This window comes from Bacillus sp. OTU530 (assembly GCF_038440375.1).
Genome location: NZ_JASATP010000017.1, coordinates 44,433 through 66,722, shown reverse-complemented (window position 1 = coordinate 66,722; position 22,290 = coordinate 44,433). Strand labels below are relative to the sequence as shown.

24 protein-coding genes, 1 tRNA gene and 1 other annotated feature are annotated in these 22,290 nt (G+C 42.0%); of the genes, 8 read left to right on the top strand and 17 right to left on the bottom strand.

The window, feature by feature from the left end:
- Positions 1 to 65 precede the first annotated feature (65 nt).
- Positions 66 to 293: a binding site (T-box leader), on the bottom strand.
- Together ilvD and ilvE are read right to left on the bottom strand one after the other, a co-directional pair.
- On the bottom strand, positions 289 to 1,956 hold the full coding sequence (gene ilvD / locus AAHB12_RS14360) for a dihydroxy-acid dehydratase (protein ID WP_129729136.1): 1,668 nt from the start codon (positions 1,954 to 1,956) through the stop codon (positions 289 to 291). Its footprint overlaps the feature before it by 5 nt.
- 14 nt (positions 1,957 to 1,970) lie before the next feature.
- Complete coding sequence (gene ilvE / locus AAHB12_RS14355) at positions 1,971 to 2,867, bottom strand: branched-chain-amino-acid transaminase (protein ID WP_129729137.1); 897 nt, start codon at positions 2,865 to 2,867, stop codon at positions 1,971 to 1,973.
- Positions 2,868 to 3,282: 415 nt separating this feature from the next.
- Here ilvE and AAHB12_RS14350 point away from each other — a divergent pair, with 415 nt between their 5' ends.
- Together AAHB12_RS14350 and AAHB12_RS14345 are read left to right on the top strand one after the other, a co-directional pair.
- Entirely contained in the window at positions 3,283 to 3,528 is a 246-nt protein-coding gene (locus AAHB12_RS14350; protein ID WP_342045743.1) for a DUF3911 family protein, read from the top strand.
- Between the two features lie 102 nt (positions 3,529 to 3,630).
- A complete protein-coding gene (locus AAHB12_RS14345; protein ID WP_129729139.1) occupies positions 3,631 to 3,873 on the top strand; it encodes a YkuS family protein in 243 nt (80 codons plus the stop codon).
- 507 nt (positions 3,874 to 4,380) lie between these two features.
- Here the strand turns inward: AAHB12_RS14345 and AAHB12_RS14340 are convergent.
- Together AAHB12_RS14340 and ytfJ are read right to left on the bottom strand one after the other, a co-directional pair.
- On the bottom strand, positions 4,381 to 4,494 hold the full coding sequence (locus AAHB12_RS14340; RefSeq protein WP_129729140.1) for a phosphoribosyl-ATP pyrophosphatase: 114 nt from the start codon (positions 4,492 to 4,494) through the stop codon (positions 4,381 to 4,383).
- 155 nt (positions 4,495 to 4,649) lie between these two features.
- Complete coding sequence (gene ytfJ / locus AAHB12_RS14335; RefSeq protein WP_129729141.1) at positions 4,650 to 5,078, bottom strand: GerW family sporulation protein; 429 nt, start codon at positions 5,076 to 5,078, stop codon at positions 4,650 to 4,652.
- 165 nt (positions 5,079 to 5,243) lie between these two features.
- Here ytfJ and AAHB12_RS14330 point away from each other — a divergent pair, with 165 nt between their 5' ends.
- Positions 5,244 to 5,591: an imidazole glycerol phosphate synthase gene (locus AAHB12_RS14330; protein ID WP_129729142.1), complete on the top strand. Its 348-nt coding sequence runs from the start codon at positions 5,244 to 5,246 to the stop codon at positions 5,589 to 5,591.
- Between the two features lie 196 nt (positions 5,592 to 5,787).
- On the opposite strand, the gene fabL is transcribed toward AAHB12_RS14330, so the two are convergent.
- The 4 genes from fabL to AAHB12_RS14310 all read right to left on the bottom strand — a co-directional run bounded on the left by fabL (position 5,788) and on the right by AAHB12_RS14310 (position 8,539).
- Complete coding sequence (gene fabL, locus AAHB12_RS14325; RefSeq protein ID WP_129729143.1) at positions 5,788 to 6,540, bottom strand: enoyl-[acyl-carrier-protein] reductase FabL; 753 nt, start codon at positions 6,538 to 6,540, stop codon at positions 5,788 to 5,790.
- Between the two features lie 140 nt (positions 6,541 to 6,680).
- Positions 6,681 to 6,851 carry an imidazoleglycerol-phosphate dehydratase gene (locus AAHB12_RS14320; protein WP_129729144.1) on the bottom strand — a complete coding sequence of 57 codons (171 nt, stop codon included), beginning with the start codon at positions 6,849 to 6,851 and terminating at the stop codon, positions 6,681 to 6,683.
- Positions 6,852 to 6,992: 141 nt separating this feature from the next.
- Positions 6,993 to 7,388: a MarR family winged helix-turn-helix transcriptional regulator gene (locus AAHB12_RS14315; protein WP_342045760.1), complete on the bottom strand. Its 396-nt coding sequence runs from the start codon at positions 7,386 to 7,388 to the stop codon at positions 6,993 to 6,995.
- Between the two features lie 503 nt (positions 7,389 to 7,891).
- On the bottom strand, positions 7,892 to 8,539 hold the full coding sequence (locus AAHB12_RS14310) for a L,D-transpeptidase (RefSeq protein ID WP_342045742.1): 648 nt from the start codon (positions 8,537 to 8,539) through the stop codon (positions 7,892 to 7,894).
- 380 nt (positions 8,540 to 8,919) lie between these two features.
- Between AAHB12_RS14310 and AAHB12_RS14305 the strand changes: the two genes are divergently transcribed.
- Both AAHB12_RS14305 and ku read left to right on the top strand, forming a co-directional pair.
- Positions 8,920 to 10,281, top strand: a complete 1,362-nt coding sequence (locus AAHB12_RS14305; RefSeq protein WP_129729145.1) for an MATE family efflux transporter — start codon at positions 8,920 to 8,922, stop codon at positions 10,279 to 10,281.
- Positions 10,282 to 10,363: 82 nt separating this feature from the next.
- Positions 10,364 to 11,197: a non-homologous end joining protein Ku gene (ku, locus tag AAHB12_RS14300; RefSeq protein ID WP_342045759.1), complete on the top strand. Its 834-nt coding sequence runs from the start codon at positions 10,364 to 10,366 to the stop codon at positions 11,195 to 11,197.
- Between the two features lie 117 nt (positions 11,198 to 11,314).
- Here the strand turns inward: ku and AAHB12_RS14295 are convergent, their stop codons facing one another.
- Entirely contained in the window at positions 11,315 to 11,536 is a 222-nt protein-coding gene (locus AAHB12_RS14295; RefSeq protein WP_129729146.1) for a hypothetical protein, read from the bottom strand.
- A 481-nt stretch (positions 11,537 to 12,017) separates the two neighbouring features.
- On the opposite strand from AAHB12_RS14295, the gene AAHB12_RS14290 reads away from it, so the two are divergent.
- Positions 12,018 to 12,088: transfer RNA gene (locus AAHB12_RS14290), tRNA-Ala, on the top strand.
- A 336-nt stretch (positions 12,089 to 12,424) separates the two neighbouring features.
- Here the strand turns inward: AAHB12_RS14290 and AAHB12_RS14285 are convergent.
- The 3 genes from AAHB12_RS14285 to AAHB12_RS14275 form a co-directional block, all read right to left on the bottom strand.
- Positions 12,425 to 13,393 carry a sugar phosphate isomerase/epimerase family protein gene (locus AAHB12_RS14285; protein ID WP_342045741.1) on the bottom strand — a complete coding sequence of 323 codons (969 nt, stop codon included), beginning with the start codon at positions 13,391 to 13,393 and terminating at the stop codon, positions 12,425 to 12,427.
- On the bottom strand, positions 13,390 to 14,436 hold the full coding sequence (locus tag AAHB12_RS14280; RefSeq protein WP_342045740.1) for a Gfo/Idh/MocA family protein: 1,047 nt from the start codon (positions 14,434 to 14,436) through the stop codon (positions 13,390 to 13,392). The genes AAHB12_RS14285 and AAHB12_RS14280 overlap by 4 nt, the downstream gene beginning before the upstream one ends.
- Before the next feature lie 82 nt (positions 14,437 to 14,518).
- Positions 14,519 to 15,289, bottom strand: a complete 771-nt coding sequence (locus tag AAHB12_RS14275; protein WP_342045739.1) for a sugar phosphate isomerase/epimerase family protein — start codon at positions 15,287 to 15,289, stop codon at positions 14,519 to 14,521.
- 351 nt (positions 15,290 to 15,640) lie between these two features.
- Here AAHB12_RS14275 and AAHB12_RS14270 point away from each other — a divergent pair, with 351 nt between their 5' ends.
- A complete protein-coding gene (locus AAHB12_RS14270) occupies positions 15,641 to 16,420 on the top strand; it encodes an AraC family transcriptional regulator (protein WP_129729150.1) in 780 nt (259 codons plus the stop codon).
- A gap of 209 nt (positions 16,421 to 16,629) precedes the next feature.
- A complete protein-coding gene (locus AAHB12_RS14265; RefSeq protein WP_342045738.1) occupies positions 16,630 to 17,232 on the top strand; it encodes a YczE/YyaS/YitT family protein in 603 nt (200 codons plus the stop codon).
- A gap of 185 nt (positions 17,233 to 17,417) precedes the next feature.
- Here the strand turns inward: AAHB12_RS14265 and AAHB12_RS14260 are convergent, their stop codons facing one another.
- From AAHB12_RS14260 to AAHB12_RS14240, 5 genes are all read right to left on the bottom strand, one after another.
- The gene (locus tag AAHB12_RS14260; protein ID WP_342045737.1) at positions 17,418 to 18,446 is read right to left on the bottom strand and encodes a phosphotransferase; all 1,029 of its coding nucleotides are present in this window, start codon (positions 18,444 to 18,446) and stop codon (positions 17,418 to 17,420) included.
- A 349-nt stretch (positions 18,447 to 18,795) separates the two neighbouring features.
- Positions 18,796 to 18,945: a hypothetical protein gene (locus tag AAHB12_RS14255; protein WP_342045736.1), complete on the bottom strand. Its 150-nt coding sequence runs from the start codon at positions 18,943 to 18,945 to the stop codon at positions 18,796 to 18,798.
- A gap of 102 nt (positions 18,946 to 19,047) precedes the next feature.
- Positions 19,048 to 19,302, bottom strand: a complete 255-nt coding sequence (locus AAHB12_RS14250; protein WP_342045735.1) for a DUF1292 domain-containing protein — start codon at positions 19,300 to 19,302, stop codon at positions 19,048 to 19,050.
- A 192-nt stretch (positions 19,303 to 19,494) separates the two neighbouring features.
- Positions 19,495 to 21,915 (bottom strand): DEAD/DEAH box helicase family protein, encoded by a 2,421-nt coding sequence (locus AAHB12_RS14245; protein WP_342045734.1) that lies wholly within the window; start codon positions 21,913 to 21,915, stop codon positions 19,495 to 19,497.
- Entirely contained in the window at positions 21,908 to 22,234 is a 327-nt protein-coding gene (locus AAHB12_RS14240; RefSeq protein WP_342045733.1) for a nucleoside triphosphate pyrophosphohydrolase, read from the bottom strand. Before AAHB12_RS14240 ends, AAHB12_RS14245 begins: the two co-directional genes overlap by 8 nt.
- Positions 22,235 to 22,290: the final 56 nt, after the last annotated feature.

The window sequence follows — 22,290 nt, the reverse complement described above, 5'->3', positions numbered from 1 at the left end:
TTCTTAGGCCTCCTAACACCAAATTTTTCCAGCAAAAAAATCTCTCGCCCATACTTCAGCTATGCTGAAGGGACGAAAGATTTTCGTGGTACCACCCTTCTTCACAGGAATATAATCCTGCCTCAATGACTCCTATTGGAATCAAGCTTATAACGCAGCTACCGTCCAAGCCTACATAAGTTCAGCTTGGCGCTCAGGGGCGATGTTCATTGAGACGAACCGTCGGTTTTCACCAGCCACCGACTCTCTGTGAGGCTTCGCCTTCAACTACTCCTCCCCGTCAACGCTTTATACTTTTAAGATGCCGCCTGTATTCGCTGATGTAACGAGCTTCGCATAACGTGCTAAGTACCCGCTCTTCACCTTTGGCTCAGGAGCAACGAATTGAGTTTTACGTGCTTCTAATTCTTCATCTGAAATATCTAAATTAAGGTTTCTTTCCACTAAGTCAATAGTAATTGTATCACCATTGTTGATGTAAGCAATAGGACCGCCTTCTGCCGCTTCTGGCGATACGTGACCAATTGCAATTCCGCGCGTTGCCCCAGAAAAACGTCCATCTGTAAGCAATGCTACCTTTTTGCCTAATCCTTTTCCAACAATAGCGGACGTAGGAGCAAGCATTTCTGGCATACCAGGACCGCCTTTTGGTCCTTCGTAGCGAATAACAACAACGTGACCTTCTTTTACAGTTCCATTATGAATTGCTTCTACAGCTTCATCGTGAGACTCGAAGCAGATCGCTTCCCCAACAAATTTTGTAATCGATGGGTCAACAGCACCTACTTTGATTACACTGCCGTTTGGCGCGATGTTTCCGAACAGTAGGGATAGTCCCCCTGTGGCGCTGTAAGGATTTTCTTTCGAACGAATTACCTCGTTGTTGAGAATGGAAGCATGCTCCACATTTTCATACAATGATTTTCCTGTAATTGTAATGCGTTCTGAGTTAATTGCACCTGGAATGGAAGCAAGTTCTTTAATAATTGCAGATACGCCTCCAGCCAAATGTACATCATGCATGGAATAATCAGAAGCTGGGCTGATTTTTGCCAAGTATGGTACGCGCTTTGCTACTTCATTGATACGATTTAAATCATAATCGATACCCGCTTCATTAGCAATAGCCAATAAATGCAATACTGTATTTGTAGAGCCGCCCATTGCCATATCAAGAGCAAATGCATCATCAATAGCTTTCTCTGTAATAATATCGCGAGGCTTAATATCATTTTTAACTAAGTCCATAAGATGGAATGCAGCTTTATAAATTAATTCATGTCTTTCTTTGCTTGTTGCAACGAGCGTTCCGTTACCAGGAAGTGCAACTCCAAGCATTTCCATAATTGTGTTCATAGAGTTTGCTGTGAACATTCCTGAGCAGGAGCCGCATGTAGGACAGGCTGCCTGTTCCATAGCAATCAGATCATCTACACTCATTTTTCCTGACTTTACTGCTCCTACACCTTCAAACATGGATACAAGGTTGAGCGGCTTTCCATCTTTGGATACGCCTGCTTCCATCGGTCCACCTGATACAAAAACAGCCGGCACGTTTGTACGAACGGATGCCATTAACATACCTGGCGTGATTTTATCACAGTTAGGCATATAAAATACACCATCAAACCAGTGGGCATTAATAACCGTTTCAGCCGCATCCGCAATGATTTCACGGCTTGGCAAGGAATAGCGCATACCGATGTGTCCCATCGCAATGCCGTCATCTACCCCGATTGTATTAAATTCAAATGGCACGCCGCCTGCTTCGCGAATCGCTGCCTTCACCACATCTGCCAATTCTCTTAAATGAATATGTCCTGGAACAATATCGATATAGGAGTTACAAATAGCGATAAATGGTTTATCGAAATCTTCCTCCTTTACACCCGCCGCATAAAGTAAACTGCGGTGCGGAGCACGATCGATTCCTTTTTTAATCATATTACTGCGCAAAGGTATCTCCTCCATTAACCAACTTGATCTGCTGTATAAATTTTTTCTCCATCTTCTACTACAAGCTTTCGGAATTCCTCAAGGAGACGGTTTGTATGGGCACCTGGTTTTCCATCGCCAATCGTGCGGCCGTCCACCTTTGTCACAGCAATTACTTCTGCTGCCGTTCCTGTTAAAAATACTTCGTCTGCTACGTACACATCATGACGTGTGAACAATTCCTCACGCACATCATAGCCAAGCTTTTTACCGATTTCCATAATTGCATTGCGCGTAATGCCTTCTAACGCACCAGCGGAGCTTGGAGGAGTAATAAGCTTGTTTCCCTTAACAAGAAATACGTTGTCGCCTGATCCCTCTGCAACATATCCTTGTTCGTTGAGCATAAGGGCTTCTAATACACCTGCCAATTTCGCTTCTATCTTCACAAGAATGTTGTTCAAGTAGTTTAAAGACTTCACTTGCGGACTTAATACATCCGGACGGTTGCGTCTCGTTGCCACCGTGATGATTGGAATACCTGTTTCATAAAACTCAGCTGGGAAAAGCGCCAATTGTTCCGCAATGATGACAACGGTAGCAACTGGGCAAGAAGCTGGATCCAATCCGAGGTTTCCTGTTCCACGAGATACAACTAAACGGATATAGCCATCTGATAATTGGTTTTTTCGAATTGTTTCAGCTACAAGCTCTGTCAGTTCTTCTAATGTATATGGAATCTCCAGCAAAATGGACTTTGCGGATTCAAATAATCGCACAAGATGCTCTTTTAGGCGAAAGACGTTGCCGCTGTAAACACGGATTCCTTCAAAAACGCCATCGCCGTATAAGTACCCATGATCATAAACTGATACTTTTGCTTCATGCTTAGGAACGAATTCTCCGTTTAAAAAAATCAACTGTTCGTTCACTTGAAATCCCCCTATATGCTTTCAATTTATCTTTGTATGTTACTTAGTTTACGACTCCTTCGCCAAGAAATCAAAATAATTTTTAGAATTTTTTAATAATGGATATTCAAAACAAGCTAAAAACATTGTTATATCAAATGTGTTAACGTTTTCAAAAAAAGAAAATTTTTTTTTCGACAAATTCTGCATTTTAAAAATACTTTTGTGCTAGCAGGAACTTTTTTACATATTTTTACAGTGTTTTAAGCTGTAAAATCATTCACTTTTCGTTAGTATGCCATATATAACAAGACATGCACCTTCCATATAGCGGAAAAAAAGACAAATCAACATAACAGTCATATTTCAGTAAAATAACTCATATTTCTATTTTCAAAAAGTTCTATTAGCCAAATCGACAAGGAGGGCTCGAAAAATGACGATTTTGCAGATTAAAGGTACAAAACAGGAAATTCAAAAAATACTGGATTTGTTTAACTTTATAGAGAAGACCAATCTTTTCCCACTTGAACATTGTGTAGAACTTCGTCTTCAGAGAGACAATGGAACACATAAAGCTGACATGCTGGTTGTTTCCTCAAATATAGAGTTAAACGATCATGAAGCCAACGAAGCCGACAGCTTTGTTATCAAAATGCTTACTGGTGTCTATAATGATTAAGTCCTTCTTTCCTTGTATAGCAATTGAAATTGAACTCCTTGCATAATTCTGTAGAAAATGAAACATATTACAGATTGTATAACATAGCAGGGGGTGAACAACATGGCAAAAATCGGAGTAGAGCATTCATTAACAAACGTACAGCAAGCATTGCAACAGAAGGGTCATCAAATTATTCAACTTCATTCTGAGCAGGACGCACAAGGATGTGACTGCTGCATCATTACTGGAATAGACTCGAATGTAATGGGGATGAGCGATCGTTCAATCGATGGACCTGTTATTGAAGCAAGCGGTTTAACCGCTGAGGAAATTTGTCAGCAGGTAGAAAGCAGAATTCAGTAGTCATAGTTCTCTTTAATGGCTGCGTTTCTCTTCAGCAAAAAAACCTCCTTGTTCACATAGAACAAGGAGGTTTTTATATAAACGGGAAAGCAACAATCACTTAGTACTCTTATGAAAGCCCTGCCTCTCTTTCATTGTGCGGTTCCAATGACCGCTCCCTTTGAAAGCCAGCATACAAAAAATTCATAGAGTGCGCTGTCCGGCTCACGAACACAAGGCCGAATGGCAAAAAAGCTGCTAAAGTTGTTGGCTCTTTATACAAAGCCCGATCTTTATACAGTTTCTTATCAAGTGCAGACAAGCATTGCTTTTTTCTTTTTCTATACTAGCTAATGAATACTACCACTTACAACTGAGACACAGGATAACATTGTATATCATAAATCACCAAAAAGCAATATGTAAATGTTTTACATACAAAAACACTGCAGCAGGACAAGCTGATAAACTCCAGCATAAATGCACCAAGTCAGGAATAAGGTATTCTTGACTTGGCGCCTCCACAACTTATATATACGTCTTCTCATCAAACAGCTTTCGTATACGCTCCTTGAGGAAATAAATGAGAATGGCACTGATTAATAAAATTAACCCAACCGCAAATTGCTTTACATTAATCATTTGCTTACCTCCTCGTCTACATCATTCCACATAACGTATCAATTTCATACACGTTTTCCGCTTGATGAGAGGAAGTAACCAGTGCTGAAACACGGAAGATCACTTACATGGGCTAAAGCCCTTCAAAATCAATAAAAGATGGCTCTCGCCATCTTTTATTGATTTTGACTCTGATTTTGATTTTGATTCATCATACTTTGAACTGATTTCAGTGCTTGCGGTGCCGCGTCCATTGCTTTTTCAATAAGATGTGTACCGCTATGCAAGTGCATAACTTGAACTCCCTTAGCACCAACGACTAAAAACGCAACCGGCGACATTGATACGCCAGCCCCGCTTCCGCCGCCAAACGCGAACTGAACATCAGTTGCAGGTTTTTCTCCCGCTGCAGTACGCGTTTTTTTCACACCGTCTCCAAAGTCGCTTCCTCCCGCCCCAAAACCGAACGCCACTTTCGAAACAGTTAACACTACACTTCCATCATGCGTAGAAACGGGCTTACCCATAATTGTATTTACATCGACCATTTGCTTTAAATTTTCCATAGCAGTTCTCATTAAGTCTTCAATTGGATGGTTTGTCATGAAAATCCTCCTGCCTTCTTTCGGTGTCTCTCATATGTTTTCCAAAAACCACATAACCATACCAAAATTTTTAGGGTTGGTTTTCGTAAATGAAAGTCGGTCATTGGGGTCATAATAAGAGAGCCTTCTTATTCAGGAAGGCAATGGACTCAAGGAGGAATCGCTATGGCAGATTATGAACGCAACAATCGCAGATTGCTTCGCGATTTTCAAACCGAAGATGAAGAGTATGCTGCAGAAGTAGCACCCGCCCGCATCCGTAATGACAGACGGGAGGACGATGCAACAGCAGGAGGAACCATCGTCGGCTTTATCTCTCTAGCACTTGCTGTTCTCTCCTTCTTCACATATCCGGTTATTTTCGGAATCGGAGCCGTATTGCTCGGTATGTACGCGCGAGCACGCGGCGCGCACAAAACAGGAACATTCGCGATCATTTTAGGAGCCATCGCCGCAGTACTCGCATTAGTATTCCGGGTTGCGTTAGCTGCGTTTTTCTTATCATTATTCTAAAAAACGCGTCGACTGGCGAAAGCCAGCGGCGCAGTTGCCCTTACACTGTACGCATAAATTTTCCCAACTACACCGAATGGACTTCTAGCAGGAAATTGATACGTCTACAGTGTAATTAAAAGATCAGGAAGAACCATATCTTCCTGGTCTTTTTATTCTGCAAACCAGGCTGATTGACTTCCGATAATTTACAAAACTAACAAAGGAGCGACAATCCTCCGTCTACAATGATTGTCTGCCCGCGAATCATGCTTGCAGCCGGTGTACATAAAAAATACACTGTCTCTGCCAAATCGTTAGGCTCAACAATGCGCCCTGCTGGATTTCGATTTGCCGCCTCCTCAAGCAGCTGCTCTCGATTTGGAAAATGCTTCAGCGCGTCCGTATCAACAGCACCTCCAGAAACAGCATTTACGACAATCCCTTTCGGTGCCAATTCCACCGCTAAGTAACGCGTTAATGCTTCCACCGCTGCTTTTGACACACCTACTGCTACATAGTTCGGCAGCGCCCGGATCGAACCGAGACTTGACATCGCCACAATAGAGCCCCCGCCACTTTTCTCCATCAGCTTTGCCGCCTCCTGCGCCGCAAATAAATATGCTTTACTATTAATTTCCTGCGTCCAATCCCAATGGCTCTCTTCAATCTCCATCAGGGGCCGTATCACACCAGAAGCTGCGTTATTAATAAACACATCCAATCTTCCAAAGTACTGCTCTGTTTCCTGAAATAAACTGCGAATTTGCTCCATTTCCTTTACATTCGCTTTTACAAGATGAACCGCCACGCGATACTCTTGTTCAATCTCCAACTTTGTTTGCTCAGCATCACTTTTCTTACGCATATAATTCAGCACTAAATCGTATCCTTCGCGCGCAAAGCGCTTTGCAATTGCTTTCCCGATTCCTCTCGTTCCCCCTGTGATTAGTGCTACTTTTTTTGTCATACGTGACTCCTCCTAATCGAACTCATAATGTCCAAATTTTACCGCCCTCTTCAGATTCGGTCAATGCTTAAAATTCGTTTTGCTTTCACATTGGCTGCACTATACTTTCTAAAAAATATAAAAGAAAGGGATGAGCACGCTCACCCCTTTTGATCATGTATCTCTTTTGACTTGCTTCCTTTGCGGGAACGATATTCCTTTCCTTTGTTATCGTCTCCCGTAACAAGATGGGACCCTAGCTGCATTTGATTATGTCCAGCTTCTGGAGAACCTTGATTTTTACTTCCTTTACTTCCATTTCTGCTTGTCATTATGATCCCTCCCTTTTTTCATCCGTAGAATTATTGTGCCTCGATCTATAGCGAATTACTCACTATTGCCTCTGCCTTTTCTGCAAAAATAGACAAATGATGCTCTATGTATATTCCCACCTTTACCCCCTACACTACCTTTTACACAAGCCGCTGCAAAACCAAAATCATCATTTCCATCTCTTCTTCTGTTAAAGAAGAAAATTTCTGTTGAAAATAGCCCTCCCGCCTTTGCTCCATCTCTTCAATAAGCTGCCTTCCCTTTTCAGTAATCTCTAAATACACAATCCGCCGATCGAGCTCAGATCGAAAACGAGTGAGCAGCCCTTTTGTGATAAGCTTTTCAGATACAGCTGTAATGTGACTATTAGACACGTTCAGTTCACTGGCCACACGTGACACCATTTCTCTATTCTGATGCTTTAGAATACGTAATACAACAAACTCATTCCATGGAATATAAGGCTCGAACATCTTTCCTATGTCGCTGCGAAACGAACGAAATGTTGCAAGCATTTGTACAGATAAATCATTCATAAGCCGTTCACGTTTTTCCACTCTATCCTCTCCCGTTTTTAATGATGTATGTATATAAGTAACATATAATATTCTCTTGTACATGTCATTTCTTTTTGTTACAGATAGTATCAGTTCATGTAAACTTGGCAATACATGATAACAGTTGCTTTCATTACAAGCTTTACCTTTGAAGGGCAGAAGTACCATGCCCTTCTTTTTTATGTTTTAAGAATAAAGAAAACTCGTCGATTGACGAGCTGTGCTCTTCGGCGAAGACAGAGACGTAGTTGCACTTATACTGTATTCCTAAAATTTCCGACTACATCGAATTGACTCCTAGCTGGAAATTTATATCTTCTTACAGTGTAAAGAAAACTCGTCGATTGACGAGTCGTGCCTGTGGGCGTAGCCCTACTTATACTGTATTCCTAAAATTTCTCGCTACGTCGAATTGGCTTCCAGCTAGGAATGTATACTTTCTTACAGTGCAAGTGTAACTGCAATTACATCTCTATTCTCGCCTAACTGTACAGCTTATAGCCGTGCTCCATAGCAACAGCATCCCAAGGGCTCGTAAAATCTTGAATAATAACCATTGTTCCAATATGTACTCGTTCAAATAACTCGTGCACATCACTGTTGTACATCCTAATGCATCCGTTTGATACATAACGTCCGATTGTAGATGCATTACTATTTCCATGAATAGCATACGTTGTACCGTTCGTACCGTCTATATCCAGACCAATCCATCGATCACCAAGCGGGTTACGAGGATCACCGCCTGGAATGTTTAATTTGTAAAATGGCCGATTTTTAATTTTATTTACAATCGGAAACTTTCCTGTCGGTGTTGGTGTTGAGCTTTTACCTGTGGCAACTATAAACTTCTTTACAAGATGTCCGTTCTCAAATAGTGCCAGCTCATTGGTCGCACGATTGATAATAATTAACTGCTCCGGAACAGGTGTCATATACCGCCTCAGCACCTCTTCATCAGATGGCAGAGAATACGTACGAGATGGCAGCTCTACAGCAGTTTGATACAAAGATACGGCTTGCGGCTTGATTACCCCGCTATAAGCCATAACACCCGCAAACAAAACGAGACACATCATCGAATAAAACAGCCAAGGACACTGTTGTATTTTATTAGAAAGCCATTCCACCTTCACATCCCCCTTTGAAACGAGATACTTTTATTCTATATCCCTGCATTCTAAAGGAGTGATGGGAATGTACCAAAAATTCTCCTGTTTTTCTTGATCATCCTTTGTTTTTTTACATTTTTTAACATACTTATATACAACGACCTGTTGTTACTGTAGCAGCTTATAGTATACAAATCTCCAGCAGCTACGCTCCTTAAGAAAGCCTCTCTGTTTGAACGACATCAAAACATAAAAGGGAAATTCCCTATTTTGTAAAATGGGATTGGAGTACGTATTACTCCTGATGCAGAATATAATGGTTCTACTATGTTTTTTATTCTGACATCAGAATGAGGATATGCTATAATAATCTGTATTTTGCACAAGGAAGGACAGTTATGGAACATACAACAACGATTCGACAAAAGCTCAAACAGTTTCTTATGCTATTTCTGCCCGTATTTGTTACACAACTCTCATTGTTTATGATGAGCTTTTTTGACACAACGATGTCGGGGCATGCCAGCTCCTCGGATTTAGCAGGCGTCGCCATTGGTACAAGCATTTGGATTCCCGTCAGTACCGGTATCGGCGGCATTTTATTATCAGTTACACCAATTGTCGCGCAGCTAACAGGCGCCAAAAAGAAGGAAGAAGTCGCACCGCTTGTCATACAAGCAATTTACCTCGCTATCGCCGCAAGCGTTATAATCATTATTGTCGGTTTTTTCACCGTCCCGCTTGTTTTACAAGAGATGAAACTCGAACCGGAAGTGCGCCGCATTGCTAAAGGATTTTTAACGATGCTTGCATTCGGTATCCCCTCGATGCTCGTCTATAACGTGCTTCGTTCCTTTATAGATGCGCTCGGCCAAACACGTGTATCAATGCTGATTACATTATTATCACTTCCTATTAACATAGCGCTGAACTATGTATTTATATTCGGAACATTTGGTGCGCCGCGATTGGGCGGTGTTGGAGCCGGCATTGCATCAACTGTAACATATTGGTGCATTCTCGCCATCGCTATTTTCATCATCCATACAAAGAGATCTTTTTCTACGTATGAGATTTTTAAAAAATTGTATCGCATCTCGTTAGCAACGTGGAAAGAATTGCTCAAGCTCGGTGTGCCAATTGGGTTTGCAATTTTCTTTGAAACGAGCATTTTCGCCGCCGTTACACTGCTGATGAGTACCTTTGATACCGCAACGATTGCAGCGCATCAGGCAGCCATTAATTTTGCCTCTATGCTCTATATGACGCCGCTTAGCCTCTCTATGACAATTACAATCGCGGTCGGCTTCGAGGTCGGCGCAACAAGATATCGAGACGCACGGCAGTATAGCATTATCGGCATTGGTCTCGCTCTCTGCTTCGCTGCTGTCTACTCAATCATTATCTTCTTATTCAGCGAACAAGTGGCGTCACTGTATACAAAGGATGCACATGTCTTACAATTGGCACAGCACTTCCTATTTTTCGCTATTCTGTTCCAAGTATCGGATGCCATTGCTACCCCTGTGCAAGGCGCACTACGCGGATATAAGGACGTAAATACCGCTCTTATTATGACACTCGTGGCCTACTGGGTTATCGGCTTACCGTCCGGGTATATCCTTGCGACCTATACCTCTCTTGGCGCGACAGGTTATTGGATCGGTTTAATTTCCGGGCTTGCGTGCGGGGCAGTATTTTTATCGGTACGACTTGTACATGTACAGCGAATAAAACAAAAGGAAAAGAAAGCTGCATGAAGAAAGCTCGCTGCCTTGGCGAGCTATTTTCATGAATTCTTCCTTCTTGGAACAAACTAAGACAAAAAGTGAAGGTGATATGATGCATACGGTATGGAAAGGGAACCTCTCATTTGGTCTTGTCAATATCGGTGTAAAGTTGCACAGCGCCATCGAAGAAAAAGACGTGAAATTGACTAGTCTCCACAAAGATTGTCTCGTCCCGATTCAACATGAAAAAATCGCTCCAGGCTGTGATGATGACCGTATTGAGGCAAATGATATTATTAAAGCGTACGAATACCGTCCCAATGAATATGTACTCATTAGCAATGAGGAGCTAGAAGCCCTGAAGAAGGCTTACGAGGTCAAGTCTGTTACGATTATTTCCTTTGTTCAATTAGAAGAAATTGATCCTGTCTATTTCGACCGTTCTTATTTCCTTTCGCCTACCGGCGGCTCAGAAAAGGCGTACGTCTTACTCAGACAAGCACTTGAGCGAACCGGAAAAATAGGCATTGTCAGCATCTCACTCCGCAGCCGCCAGCATCTCGCTGTCATTCGTGCTCATGAGCGCTGCCTCATCCTAGAAACCATTCACTATCCAGATGAAGTGCGTACTGTCGATATGGTGCCAAACATCCCAGCGGACGACCAAATTACCATCCAAACGAAGGAGCTTATTGCCGCAACTACACTTATCAACCAATTAACCGTTCCATTTGTACCAGCAGATTACACAGATCAATATCGCACCGCTCTTTTAGACCTTATTGAATCCAAAATTGAACAGCACGACGTCCAAAGTAAACCGATTTTAAGTCCCACAAGTGAACGCATCGCAACCATTATTGAAGCGCTCAATGCAAGTATCGAGCAAACAAAATCGACCGCCAAACCTAAACCCGTTCACAAACCAACACAAGTCACCAGTTAAAAGCGACTCTACAATAGAGCCGCTTTTTTCGTAAACATAAAGAAAACTCGCTGATTGGTGATCCCTGCTCCTGAGTGAAGACAAAGGCGTAAAAAGAGACCGTATATACCATACAGTCTACATCAAATCAGATGAATCATCATAATCATATCGAAAGCCATCCTTATACTTATCCATATCTAAATCGTCTGTATTCATACTGCGTTGCGAACCATTTTTCCAGCTCAGCTTGTGCAGCAAGCCTTCATACAGCGTGATTTCTTCATAATCTGTGCTGTTCAAAACTGCTACTCGTAAAGCCTGTGCAATAATTGCCTTATCGTTTTCATCGAGCACCATCGGCATAACCTCCAGCCCTATACTTTTTACCCTTTTACCTTTTGTCAATTTCTTCATTTTTATGCAGCATTCAGAACGGCACAATTGTCCTGCTTTGCTCGGGAAGGGAAAACAATTTTCCAGACAATGCAGCGCTTTTTCCTCATTGATCCGAGGGTTCTCCCGCAACGAGCAGGCCACTGAAGCTAGACACTGCTCCCAAAATGTATGCGTTCTTACTCCTGGAAAAAGAGCTGCCCAAATACAAATAGCCAGCTCCTCTTATCGTTTGACTGGACTGGAATAGAGATACTCACTAAACAAACTCATTTTTTCAGTACACTCAGGATGTGTGAAGGATGCTTTTGTCCCTTTTTTCTTTTTGATGTTGGAAATATTTGAAGTTTATCTTGACGCCTAGTAGGATGATGAGTAGAATATAAAACAAATAGTGATTATGAAAACCGTTACATAGTATAACTGGTCTTGATCACAAATTTATGGGGCTGTAGTTTAATGGGAGAATAGCGCAATGGCATTGCGTTGGTGAGGGTTCGATTCCCTTCGGCTCCATCCCTTATATCTGACAAAAATCTACGTTGTATAACGTTCATATTTTAACTACGGCACCCCCGTTTATTCTGTAATCCAGATCAACGGGGGTGCCGTAGTTATATTCTTCAAGTTTTTGGAAGTAACTAGAAGAATGGAAAACGTAAACGGAAATAGCGTTCATCGTAGGTTCTTTATACTTAATATATGGAACCTGTTTTTCCCAATGCCTATTAACAAGTTTGTTTTTCAGAAATCAGAAGGCTCCTTCTACCAAAGTACACCCAGGGGGGACAATATAAGGCGCAAAGGATCTTTCACTCCCTCAAACATCCTTTGCACCATTCTTTTCACACCTCACGCCCACCACATATCGCCTGCAGACTCACGAATCAAAACAGCATTTAAGTTTTTGACAGCGCGCGCAAAGCCTTCGTCGATTGACATGATTGCATCCTCATGCTCAATGCTTACAACGTAGTCATAGTTGTACATACGAAGCGCGCTCATCATATCTGACCATTCCTGCATACTGTGTCCACAGCCGACACTTCGGAACGTCCATGCGCGTGATTGCACATTTCCGTATGGCTGCATGTCCGTCAATCCGTACATATTCACATTATCCTGATCAATATACGTATCTTTTGCATGGAAGTGATGAATGGCTCCGGCTTTACCGAGAATTTTAATTGCTGCAACCGGATCAATTCCTTGCCACCACATATGGCTTGGGTCAAGATTTGCACCAATCGCATCACATGTCGCCTCACGCAGCTTCAGCAATGTATATGGCGTATGAACAAGGAATCCGCCATGCAGCTCAAGACCGATTTTGATATTATGCTGCTTAGCAAGTTCCCCGATTTCTTTCCAGTAGGGGATTAATTTATTTTCCCATTGCCATGTTAATATATCACCGTATTCCAGCGGCCATGGCACAACCGGCCAGTTCGGCTGCTTCGCTTCCTCACTGTCTCCTGCAGTACCTGAAAAAGCGTTAACAACCGGCACACCAAGAAGGGATGCCAATCTAATCGTTTTGCGCAACACGGAATCCGATTCTTCTGCAAAGGATTTGTCTGGTGTAAGCGGATTACCGTGGCAGCTAAAAGCGCTAATCGTCAAACCACGTGAAGTAATAGCTTCTAAGTAAGCATTTCGTTTTTGTTCGTCTTCTAAAAGTTCATCAAGAGGACAATGCGCGTTCCCCGGATAGCATCCTGTACCGATTTCAACCGCATCAAGTCCGGCAGCCTTTACATGATCGAGCATCTCTTCAAAAGATTTATTGGCAAATAAAACAGTAAAGACACCTAACTTCATTTCACTGACACTCCTTCTTTTTGCAATGAAACGATTTGTTTCGTTTCCTGTGATTCAAGCGCAGCCAAAATAATTTGCAATGATTTCATACCTTCCTCACCATTAATGAGCGGTTCTTTATTTTCAATAATGCTTTCAACAAAATGGTCTATCACATGCGAGGTTGTCTGACCACCTTCCTCGTTCGTTTGGATTTTCGCAAGCTTATGGTTTACTACATTACCGTTGCGATATTCTTCAATCAATGAGTATTCTGGATCATCTTCTAAACGAAGAACTCCATTTTCTCCATAAATAACTGTTGAGTTGTCGCCGCCAGCCACATATGCCCAGCTTGCTGTGAGTGTTCCGATAATACCGCTGTCTGTACGTAAAATACAAACTGCATTATCATCTACTTCTGTATTTTGCTTCGCATTCGTCTCAATGAATGCGCCGACTTCTGTAAATTCTCCGAGTAAATACCGCATGAGATCTGCCTTATGGACACCAAGATCACCCATGGCACCGATAAAAGCCTGCTCTTTATTGAAAAACCAGCTCGTTGCGCCATCTACGCTCCACGCTTCTGGGCCTGGATGACCAAATGTTGTTTTGAAGCTATAAATTTTCCCTAGCTTACCGCTGTCAAGAATCTCTTTTGCCGCTTGATGTGAAGAAACAAAACGCTGGTTATGTGCAATCATCAGCTTTTTACCGCTTACTTTTGCTGCTTCAATCATCGCCTCTGCCTCTTCTTTTGATGTTGCCATCGGTTTTTCGCAAAGAACGTGTTTTCCCGCATTGAGCGCGGCAATTGATACTGGTGCATGCAAATAGTTTGGCAAGCAGACGCTGATTGCATCAATGTCATCAAGCTCTAATACTTCCTTATAATCGGTAAACGCTTTAGCACCGTACTGTGCAGCCATGTTCTCAGCACGCTCAGTGACAATATCACAAACCGCAACGATCTCTACTTCTTTATTTGCATGATACTCTGGTAAATGACGATATTTTGCGATACTTCCGCATCCGATAACTCCGACCTTTAATGTACTCATTTTTGTTCCTCCTCATTTTTCTTCTTCATTGTGGGATCTATTTCTTACTCAAGCATTAAACACCCATGCATGTCCCATTCTTTTATTTATTTAAAAGATGCGGCAGCTTTGTTTTCAAGTAATTGATGCTGATTTCAATGCTTTCAAACGGCGTACGGCGGCTTACGTCCTGCTCCACTACCCACCACTGAACACCGGCTTCTTCTCCTAAGTTAAGCACCGCTTCTACATCAACCCCGCCTGTTCCAAGCTCCGCAAAGAATTTCTCTTCATCTGTTGTCATATCCTTCAAATGAACGAGCGGCGTTCTATTTGTATAACGGTTAATCCACTGAACCGGCTGTTCTCCTGCCTTTGTCAACCAATATATATCGAGCTCCGTTTTCACATTTTCTGCATTCGTATCATCAAAAATAGTCTCTAATGCCGTTCTGCCATCAGACAGACGCTCCAATTCAAAATCGTGATTATGATAGCAAAGAGTGATGCCTTCACGTTGGCATCTTTCACCTGCTTCATCTAATATTGCAATAAGTGCCTTGTAATCTTCTTCGCTCCGGCGATCTGGCATGAGATAAGGACATACAACATACTTACTTTCTAATATTTTCTGATCTTCAATGACTTGATCCAGATTGTTTTCTAATTGTTCAAGCGGCACATGACTTGCTGCAGCTCGAAGACCTAAATCGTCCAGCAATGCTTTTACTTCCTTCGCAGTTAATCCGCCATATCCAGCAAATTCAACACCATCAAAGCCGAGGTCGGCAACCTTCTTTAATGTACCTGCAAAATCTTGCCCGCTTTCCTCACGTAATGTAAACATTTGTACAGCTACTGGAATTCTTTTCATCTTACATCCCCATTTCTACTATTTAGTATGAAACACGTATAGCTATTGTTTTCTCCTATTCTTCTCTTAACAACATCCTGTACTATAGATTTTTGAAAGAAATCGCTATACCCCTATTAGAAAGCGCTCTCAAAAAGCCGTAAAAAAAATTTAAATGTATAATCCTTTTTATAGCGTCTTGTTTCACAGTGTGTACAGTCATTCGTACGATTTCTCAAAAATCTCATATTTATTGATGCAGCTAATATATTACTTATTTGATTCCATCATACACAATGTTCCTTTAAATGAACATAAACGATATAATTAAAACATCTACTATTTTGCTATTTTATGAAAAAGGAGAAGCTTATGACGACAAATATTTTCTTTTGCGGCTATTCATATCATACACAGCAATTTCACTCCCAACATAAGTCCGGATTCCCAGTCTATCTGTTCCGCCTGCAAACGGAAGGGATTTGTGAAGTAGTCGTTAAAGGAAGACGAATGGAACTTAAGAAAGGAGACCTTCTGCTCATTCAACCAGGGGATCACTATGAATTATTCGTTAAAGAACGTCAAAACAGCGGAGACTACCACTTAGCCTGTGAAGGAGCTTGGGTCGAGGAATGGTGGAATCGTTCCGCTAAACCAACAGTCTCCCGGATTGATCTTGACGAAAAGCTTCTCTCCCTCTGGCGCTATATCATTGTCGAAAAACGCAGGCCGCCGTCCCAGGAAAACGAAGAGCTTACGGAATACTTGCTTCGGTCGCTCTGTTTGTCTCTAGAGCGCACCATCAACGAAACAGCTCCCTCCTTCAGTTATCCGTATACAGTAACACGAATGATGCGATATATTGAAGAACATGCGACGGCAGTATTTAAAGTTGAAGAAGTAGCGCAGCATGCCGGTCTCAGCGTCTCTCGATCCGTTCACCTGTTTAAGAAAAGCGTTGGGAAGACAATGATGGAATATGCGCAAGAAGTCCGGCTATCAGCTGCAATGGAACGGATGAAATATACAACCATGACGCTTGAGCAGATAGCTGAAAGTTGCGGCTTTGGTGCCTATCCTTATTTTCACAAGGTATTTAAGAAAAAATATGGCGTAGCCCCTGGAGCCTATAGACGTCTCAACTTAGACTGAGTATTGTCCAAGTTACTATTTCATGCTCTTTAGCAAGGCTGGTTCAGAAATGTAATCGCCGTACGCTTTATACCGGCCTTCCCCACCGATCAGAAATCCTTTGTAATTCTGTTAAATTTTGTTTACCGTTTCCCCATTAACTTTATATAATATATAGTCAAAATCGAGTTACAAAAGAAAAACGGTTTCAGAACCATGGGGGATTTAAAATGCTAAAAAGAAGTATCTTTTATATAGCCGGAATGATAATGGCCTGTACGGGTGTAGATTTGGTCATCAAAGTAAATATGGGCGCAGGTCCGTGGGATGCCTTTTATGCGGGAACTTCCGAAAAAATAGGACTCTCTATCGGAACATGCGTGATTATCGGACAAATTGTATTTTTACTGATTAACAGTTTGCTATTAAGAAAGCGGCCAGCCTTTGAATCCGCTATCACTATTATTTTATGGGGACTCATTCTTGATTTTTGTATGAAATTTCTACTCAAAAATGTCTATCTTGCCAATTTACCTTTATTATCAAGATGGCTGGTTTTCTTGGCGGGAGTGATCTTCATCGGGATCGGAATCGGGGTCTATCTAACCTCTAGGTTCCCCTCCATGCCATATGATGGAACGATGTTAGCTATTGTGGAACGCTTCCGTTTAAACATGAACTTTTCAAGAACAATCCTTGAGGGAGCAGGATTGCTTGCTGCTTATTTCATAGGCGGACCTGTTGGACTGGGCAGCGTTGTGTTTGTGTTCTTCCTAGGTGCCTTTATTCAAATTTGTAGTCGAGGAGCCGAAAAGCTGCTGCTAAAATCATAAATTTTCAAAAACTTATCTATTTGGGCTATACGAAGACTCATTGCAAAGTGAAGTTAACTCTTTTCTACAATGAATCAAGGGGTCTATATAAAATATCTCTCCTAAAGAAACATAGGAGAGATATTTTTGTAAAGAAAACTCGTCGATTGGCAAGCCCTGCCCTTGGGCGAAGAAATCTATCAGCCTCATTGTTTATCTAACACATCATCCATGCACATCAAAATCAGCTTGTCTTGATTCACATCCAGCCAATCCGCTCTTCTGACAGCTTCATACACATATTTTTGGACAGTCTCAACCGGGTCAATTCCATCCCAATGGCGACCGAGAAAGTGAAGAAACACATCAAGTCTCCGAAGTTGGATAAGGATCGGTATCATCGCTATTTCCGCTTCCGTCAGCTTCATGACACTGCCATATCCTGATAAAAAGGCATCGATTTTTGTCCAGATTATCGCCTCATCCTGACCTGGGCGAATACAATCAGCTAAACAAACCGCCAGTTCCATCACCCGCAAATCATTTGTGACAAATTCAAAATCTAAAACTGCCGAGACTTCGCCCGCTTCATTCACTAGAATGTTAGACCCGTTCAAGTCACCGTGAACAAGTTGGTGCGGCAGTTGCTTAAGCATAGGAATACTCTCCTGAAACACCGTAAGCTGCTTAGAAATATAGAGCAGTTCAGCAGCCTGCGCTGTAAATTCAGCTGGAGGATTCATACAAAAACGTATTACCTCTTGCAGGGAACAGCGGGGATGGGTGTTCTCAATTTCATAATATGGTCTATAAACCGGAGCTTGATTTACCCCTACCTTTGCTAAAAACCGGGTTAATTGACCGGTTGTCCATCCAAAGGAACGGAGCTGAGCCGGGTCATCGAGCGTTGGATTGACACCATCTAAGAAACGGAATAATCCAGCAATCTTGCCGTCCTTCGTTCTCACAACCGTATCTCCTTCTGGCGTCATGATTGGCTCAGGTATACCAAACAAAAGCGGCAATTCCTTTAAGGCGAGTAGTACACTATGTTCATACCGCACCTTATCCTCATCCTGGTGAGTTTCGTAAATACGCAGCACATACCGCTCATCCTGCACCTCTACAAATCGGGTCGTATTGTTTGCACCAGTCCCCCCTTCCCATGTTCTCCAGCTGCCCTTAGGGAAAAACCTGACAAGAATCTCGTCTATATATGCTTGCTCTTGTTTCAATCCTTCCGCTTCCTTTCCATGTTTCCACAATCTATATTTGAAGCAAGTCTAGCATTTTACAGAAGAAAATACTATCCATACATATATTTTCATATATCGGAGGAAACAAGGCGGTAAGCATGGAATATGTACGTGCTTACCGATTTTAATTCCTTCAAATGAGGTGACCTTAAGATGCAAATTCGCCAGTTAACCGATCAGGAATTTGATAAACGTGTGGAATTATCAATGTATGCTTTTCAATATGAGCTAACGGCTGAGGAAATGACTGAAGCAAGATCACGCTTTAAGCTAGGAAAGGCTAGCACTAAAAAGGCAGGAAGCAGAGTTCCTACCTTACCACACTGCTTTACTTTTCTTGCTTTACATTCCCTTGCTTTGTGGACGCTTTTTCTGAAGCAGCAGCCTTAGCAAATTCATTGCTCGTCATATTTTCAATAGCTTGCCCTGCTGTCGTTGTAAAGTTCAGTTTGTGCTCTGGAATTCGTTGTCTATTCATAGTCATTGTCCCCCCTTTTCCTTCTTATTTTTTTCTTATCCTATAGATACATACCTTACACTTTTTGTCTGAACATAATAGACAGATACCAGACTAACTCACTTATTCAGCAGGTGCATGTTCTACAGCAATTTGATATGCAGCCAAAAGCGCTTCGCTTTCTGAAGGATCAGAAATGCCTACCAGGTACTGATCTCCTTCCTCTCCCTCAATCTTCATCACGATTGTTTCATCCGCAGCCGTTAAAAGCGCATAAGATTCATCATTCATGTCAAACAATGCTTCTACAGCAAAATCCTTCCGATTACCCCGATCATCTTCAACTGTAATATAATCCCTAGGTTCATCATGCACCATAACCTCTCACCTCACTAAAAGTAGTTATGTATACTGTTCCCTTTTCCTTCAAAGGTTATAAGATGATAAGGCAATCAGCACATGCACAACATGGGATATAGCAATTAGAAATAGCACCGCTGAATCCATTCCATCCCGATGGACAAGATGGAAAAGACTTGGTGGAGAAGCTTGCAGACTGCTATTAAAGAGCTATCTCCAAAAGAAATAGTACCGTAATCGATACTCACAAATCTCCTTTGTCCAATTCCATAAAATCCCTTGATACTTCGGCAATACATCAAATCCGAGACGAAGCGTATTGTCCTCAAATAGCACTAGCCCATTGGAGCTGCCACTTAGTTTCGCCATTGGCATATCCGCAATTAGCTTACCTACCTTTTCCTCATCATATTCCCACAGCTTTTTTGTCTTAGAGTCAGAGAAATCCTTATCACGTCGATATTTCTTTTCCATATAGTATTGATGAAAATACGGCGCGGCCTCGCGTGATGTAATAGGCAGGAACCACTTATTCAGTCCCCTTTCCAGCATTGCATGCAACAATACCATCTTATAGCTCTTTGCCATCCCTGTACTTTCGACTTCACGAAGCCATTTTTCGTAAAGCTTAAATGCCACTTTTTCTTTCTCGTCCAGTTCGTCTATCCAATGCAAAAAACCAATATAAGATTTAAATTCCTGTCGGTACATATCGTATTTATCGATAAAACCGTCTTGGTACACTTCTGTATATGTCGGTCTTCTTCCTAAATCTTGCTTAACCTTGAAATAATTATCGCGTAATTGTTCCTTACGCGGTGCTTTTTTCAATGCCATTTCTTCTAGTAAGCTGACTGCAGCTAACTCAAAATCTAATACACAACCTTCTGGCACAATGGGGTTTTTTATATCCTGCCTCACATTTGGTTTGTCACTTGGAAGCTGAAACAACGACATTTTGACATCGGCATTGCGATAGTTTCCAATTAAATCAATGATAACACAGTACTCCTTGCCCGCATTCAGACGAAGACCGCGACCGACTTGCTGGGTAAATACGGTTAATGATTCTGTTGGACGTACAAATAGGAGAGTATCAACAGAAGGGATATCAACACCTTCATTAAATAAATCCACAGTAAAAATAGCCTCAATTTCACTATCCTTGAGCTGCTGAATGGCTTTCGCACGAGAAGGAGAACTCGGTCCTGAATGAAGTGCAACCGTTTTATGACCGCTGTGATTAAAAAAGGTGCTTAACGCCTGTGCTTGTCTAATAGACGAGCAAAATACAAGTGTGCGAGACTGCCTATGCTTTCTCCATGCTTCCAATGTTTTCTCAAATAGTTCCTCTCTTATCTGAGCCGCCGTAAGCTCTTCCTGATCATATTGCGTCCCAATCCAACGAATCTTAGAATAGTCCGTATCATCATAAACTCCATAATAATGAAACGGAGCTAACCACTGATGCTGGATTGCTTCTAAAAAATCAATTTGGTAAGCAACCTTGCCGTCACATAAAGCAAAGATATCCCGATTATCGTTCCGATACGGTGTAGCGGTAATGCCAAGCAGAAATTGCGGATTGAAGTATGCTAGGACATTCTTATATGAATTCGCGGCTGCATGATGAAACTCATCTATGACAATCAAATCAAACTGATCCGGTGCAAACTGCTGTAAATGACGCTTTTGGTTTAACGTATAGATGGAAGCAAATAGGAAGTCTACATCTCGCTCCTTAACTCTTCCATTGTAAATCCCTGTTGTTTTTTCCCGATGTACGTTTTGAAAGGATTGCTGGGCTTGATATAAGATTTCTTCACGGTGCGCAACAAATAAGATTCGCTGAAACCTCTTACCGAAAAAAGCAGTCAAATAAGTTTTTCCAAGTCCTGTCGCCATAATGACTAAGGATTTATCAAAACCTTCTTCCAGAGCTACTTCCAGTTCTCTTAGTGCCCCTATCTGCGCAAAGCGCGGTTGTATCTCGTCGTATGATCGTGAGGGTTCAACCACGAATTCTGGTTCTTTCTCCTTTTCAACGGAAGGCAGCATTAAATTTTGCTCCTCCGCATCTGTCCAATTCCGCACAAGGTTTGGATGTTTCTGATGGTAAGCACTGTATTTCTGTTTGTATGACTTTAATGTTTCTTCATTTAAAGAGACTGTATTGTCATGATTATGAAGCCTCATAAACTCCTCTACAGCCTTCTCGAATGTTGCTTCTTCTGCTCCCCTGTTCATCCCAAGGCTCCACTCTACTCCGTTACGTAAAGCAGACTTCGATAAATTAGAAGACCCGACAAACAGCATCCCTTCCTTTTCTTCTGCAAAAATGTAAGCCTTTGGATGAAAGGATACCCCTTCACTTTGAAAGATCCGCACCTCAAGATTTGAATGAATGCCTAGCAGTCCCTCTAGTCCTTCCGGCTGCGTGATGTACAGATAATCGCCTGTGCAAATTTTAATATCCGCACCACGTTCAGCAGCCTGTTGAAGTGCTGATTGCAATAAACGAACTCCTGACCTCATAATGAAGGAGGTTAGGATATAGATGGTAGAAGATCGCTCGATATATCGAACAACCTCTTCTCCCAAATGGCTTGTATAAAGCTCTATCTTACGCATCCTGCACCTCAACTAAAAAAATCCGCTCCTCAAATCCGCCGCGCTCCTCAGCCTTCCGCTCCCGAATCCGTTCTACCTCTTCTATATCTACGCCGTGACACTTTGCGAGCGCATGCATCACTTCCAGCAAATCCGCCAGTTCCTCCACCGCACTCTCGTTATCGGATGCCTGCAAATACTCCGTCAGCTCCTCCTGACTTTTTTTCTTCAATTCCTGTATGTATTCACTTTTTTCTAATCTTCTTATTGTACATGCTTTCCCTGCCCTCTCAATAACTGCTGGAATATGATCTCGTACAAGTTTATTGTAAATTGGCATGATTTTTCCTCTCCCCTTCGTCTATTTCCTAATTCTATCATACCAAAATCCCTATT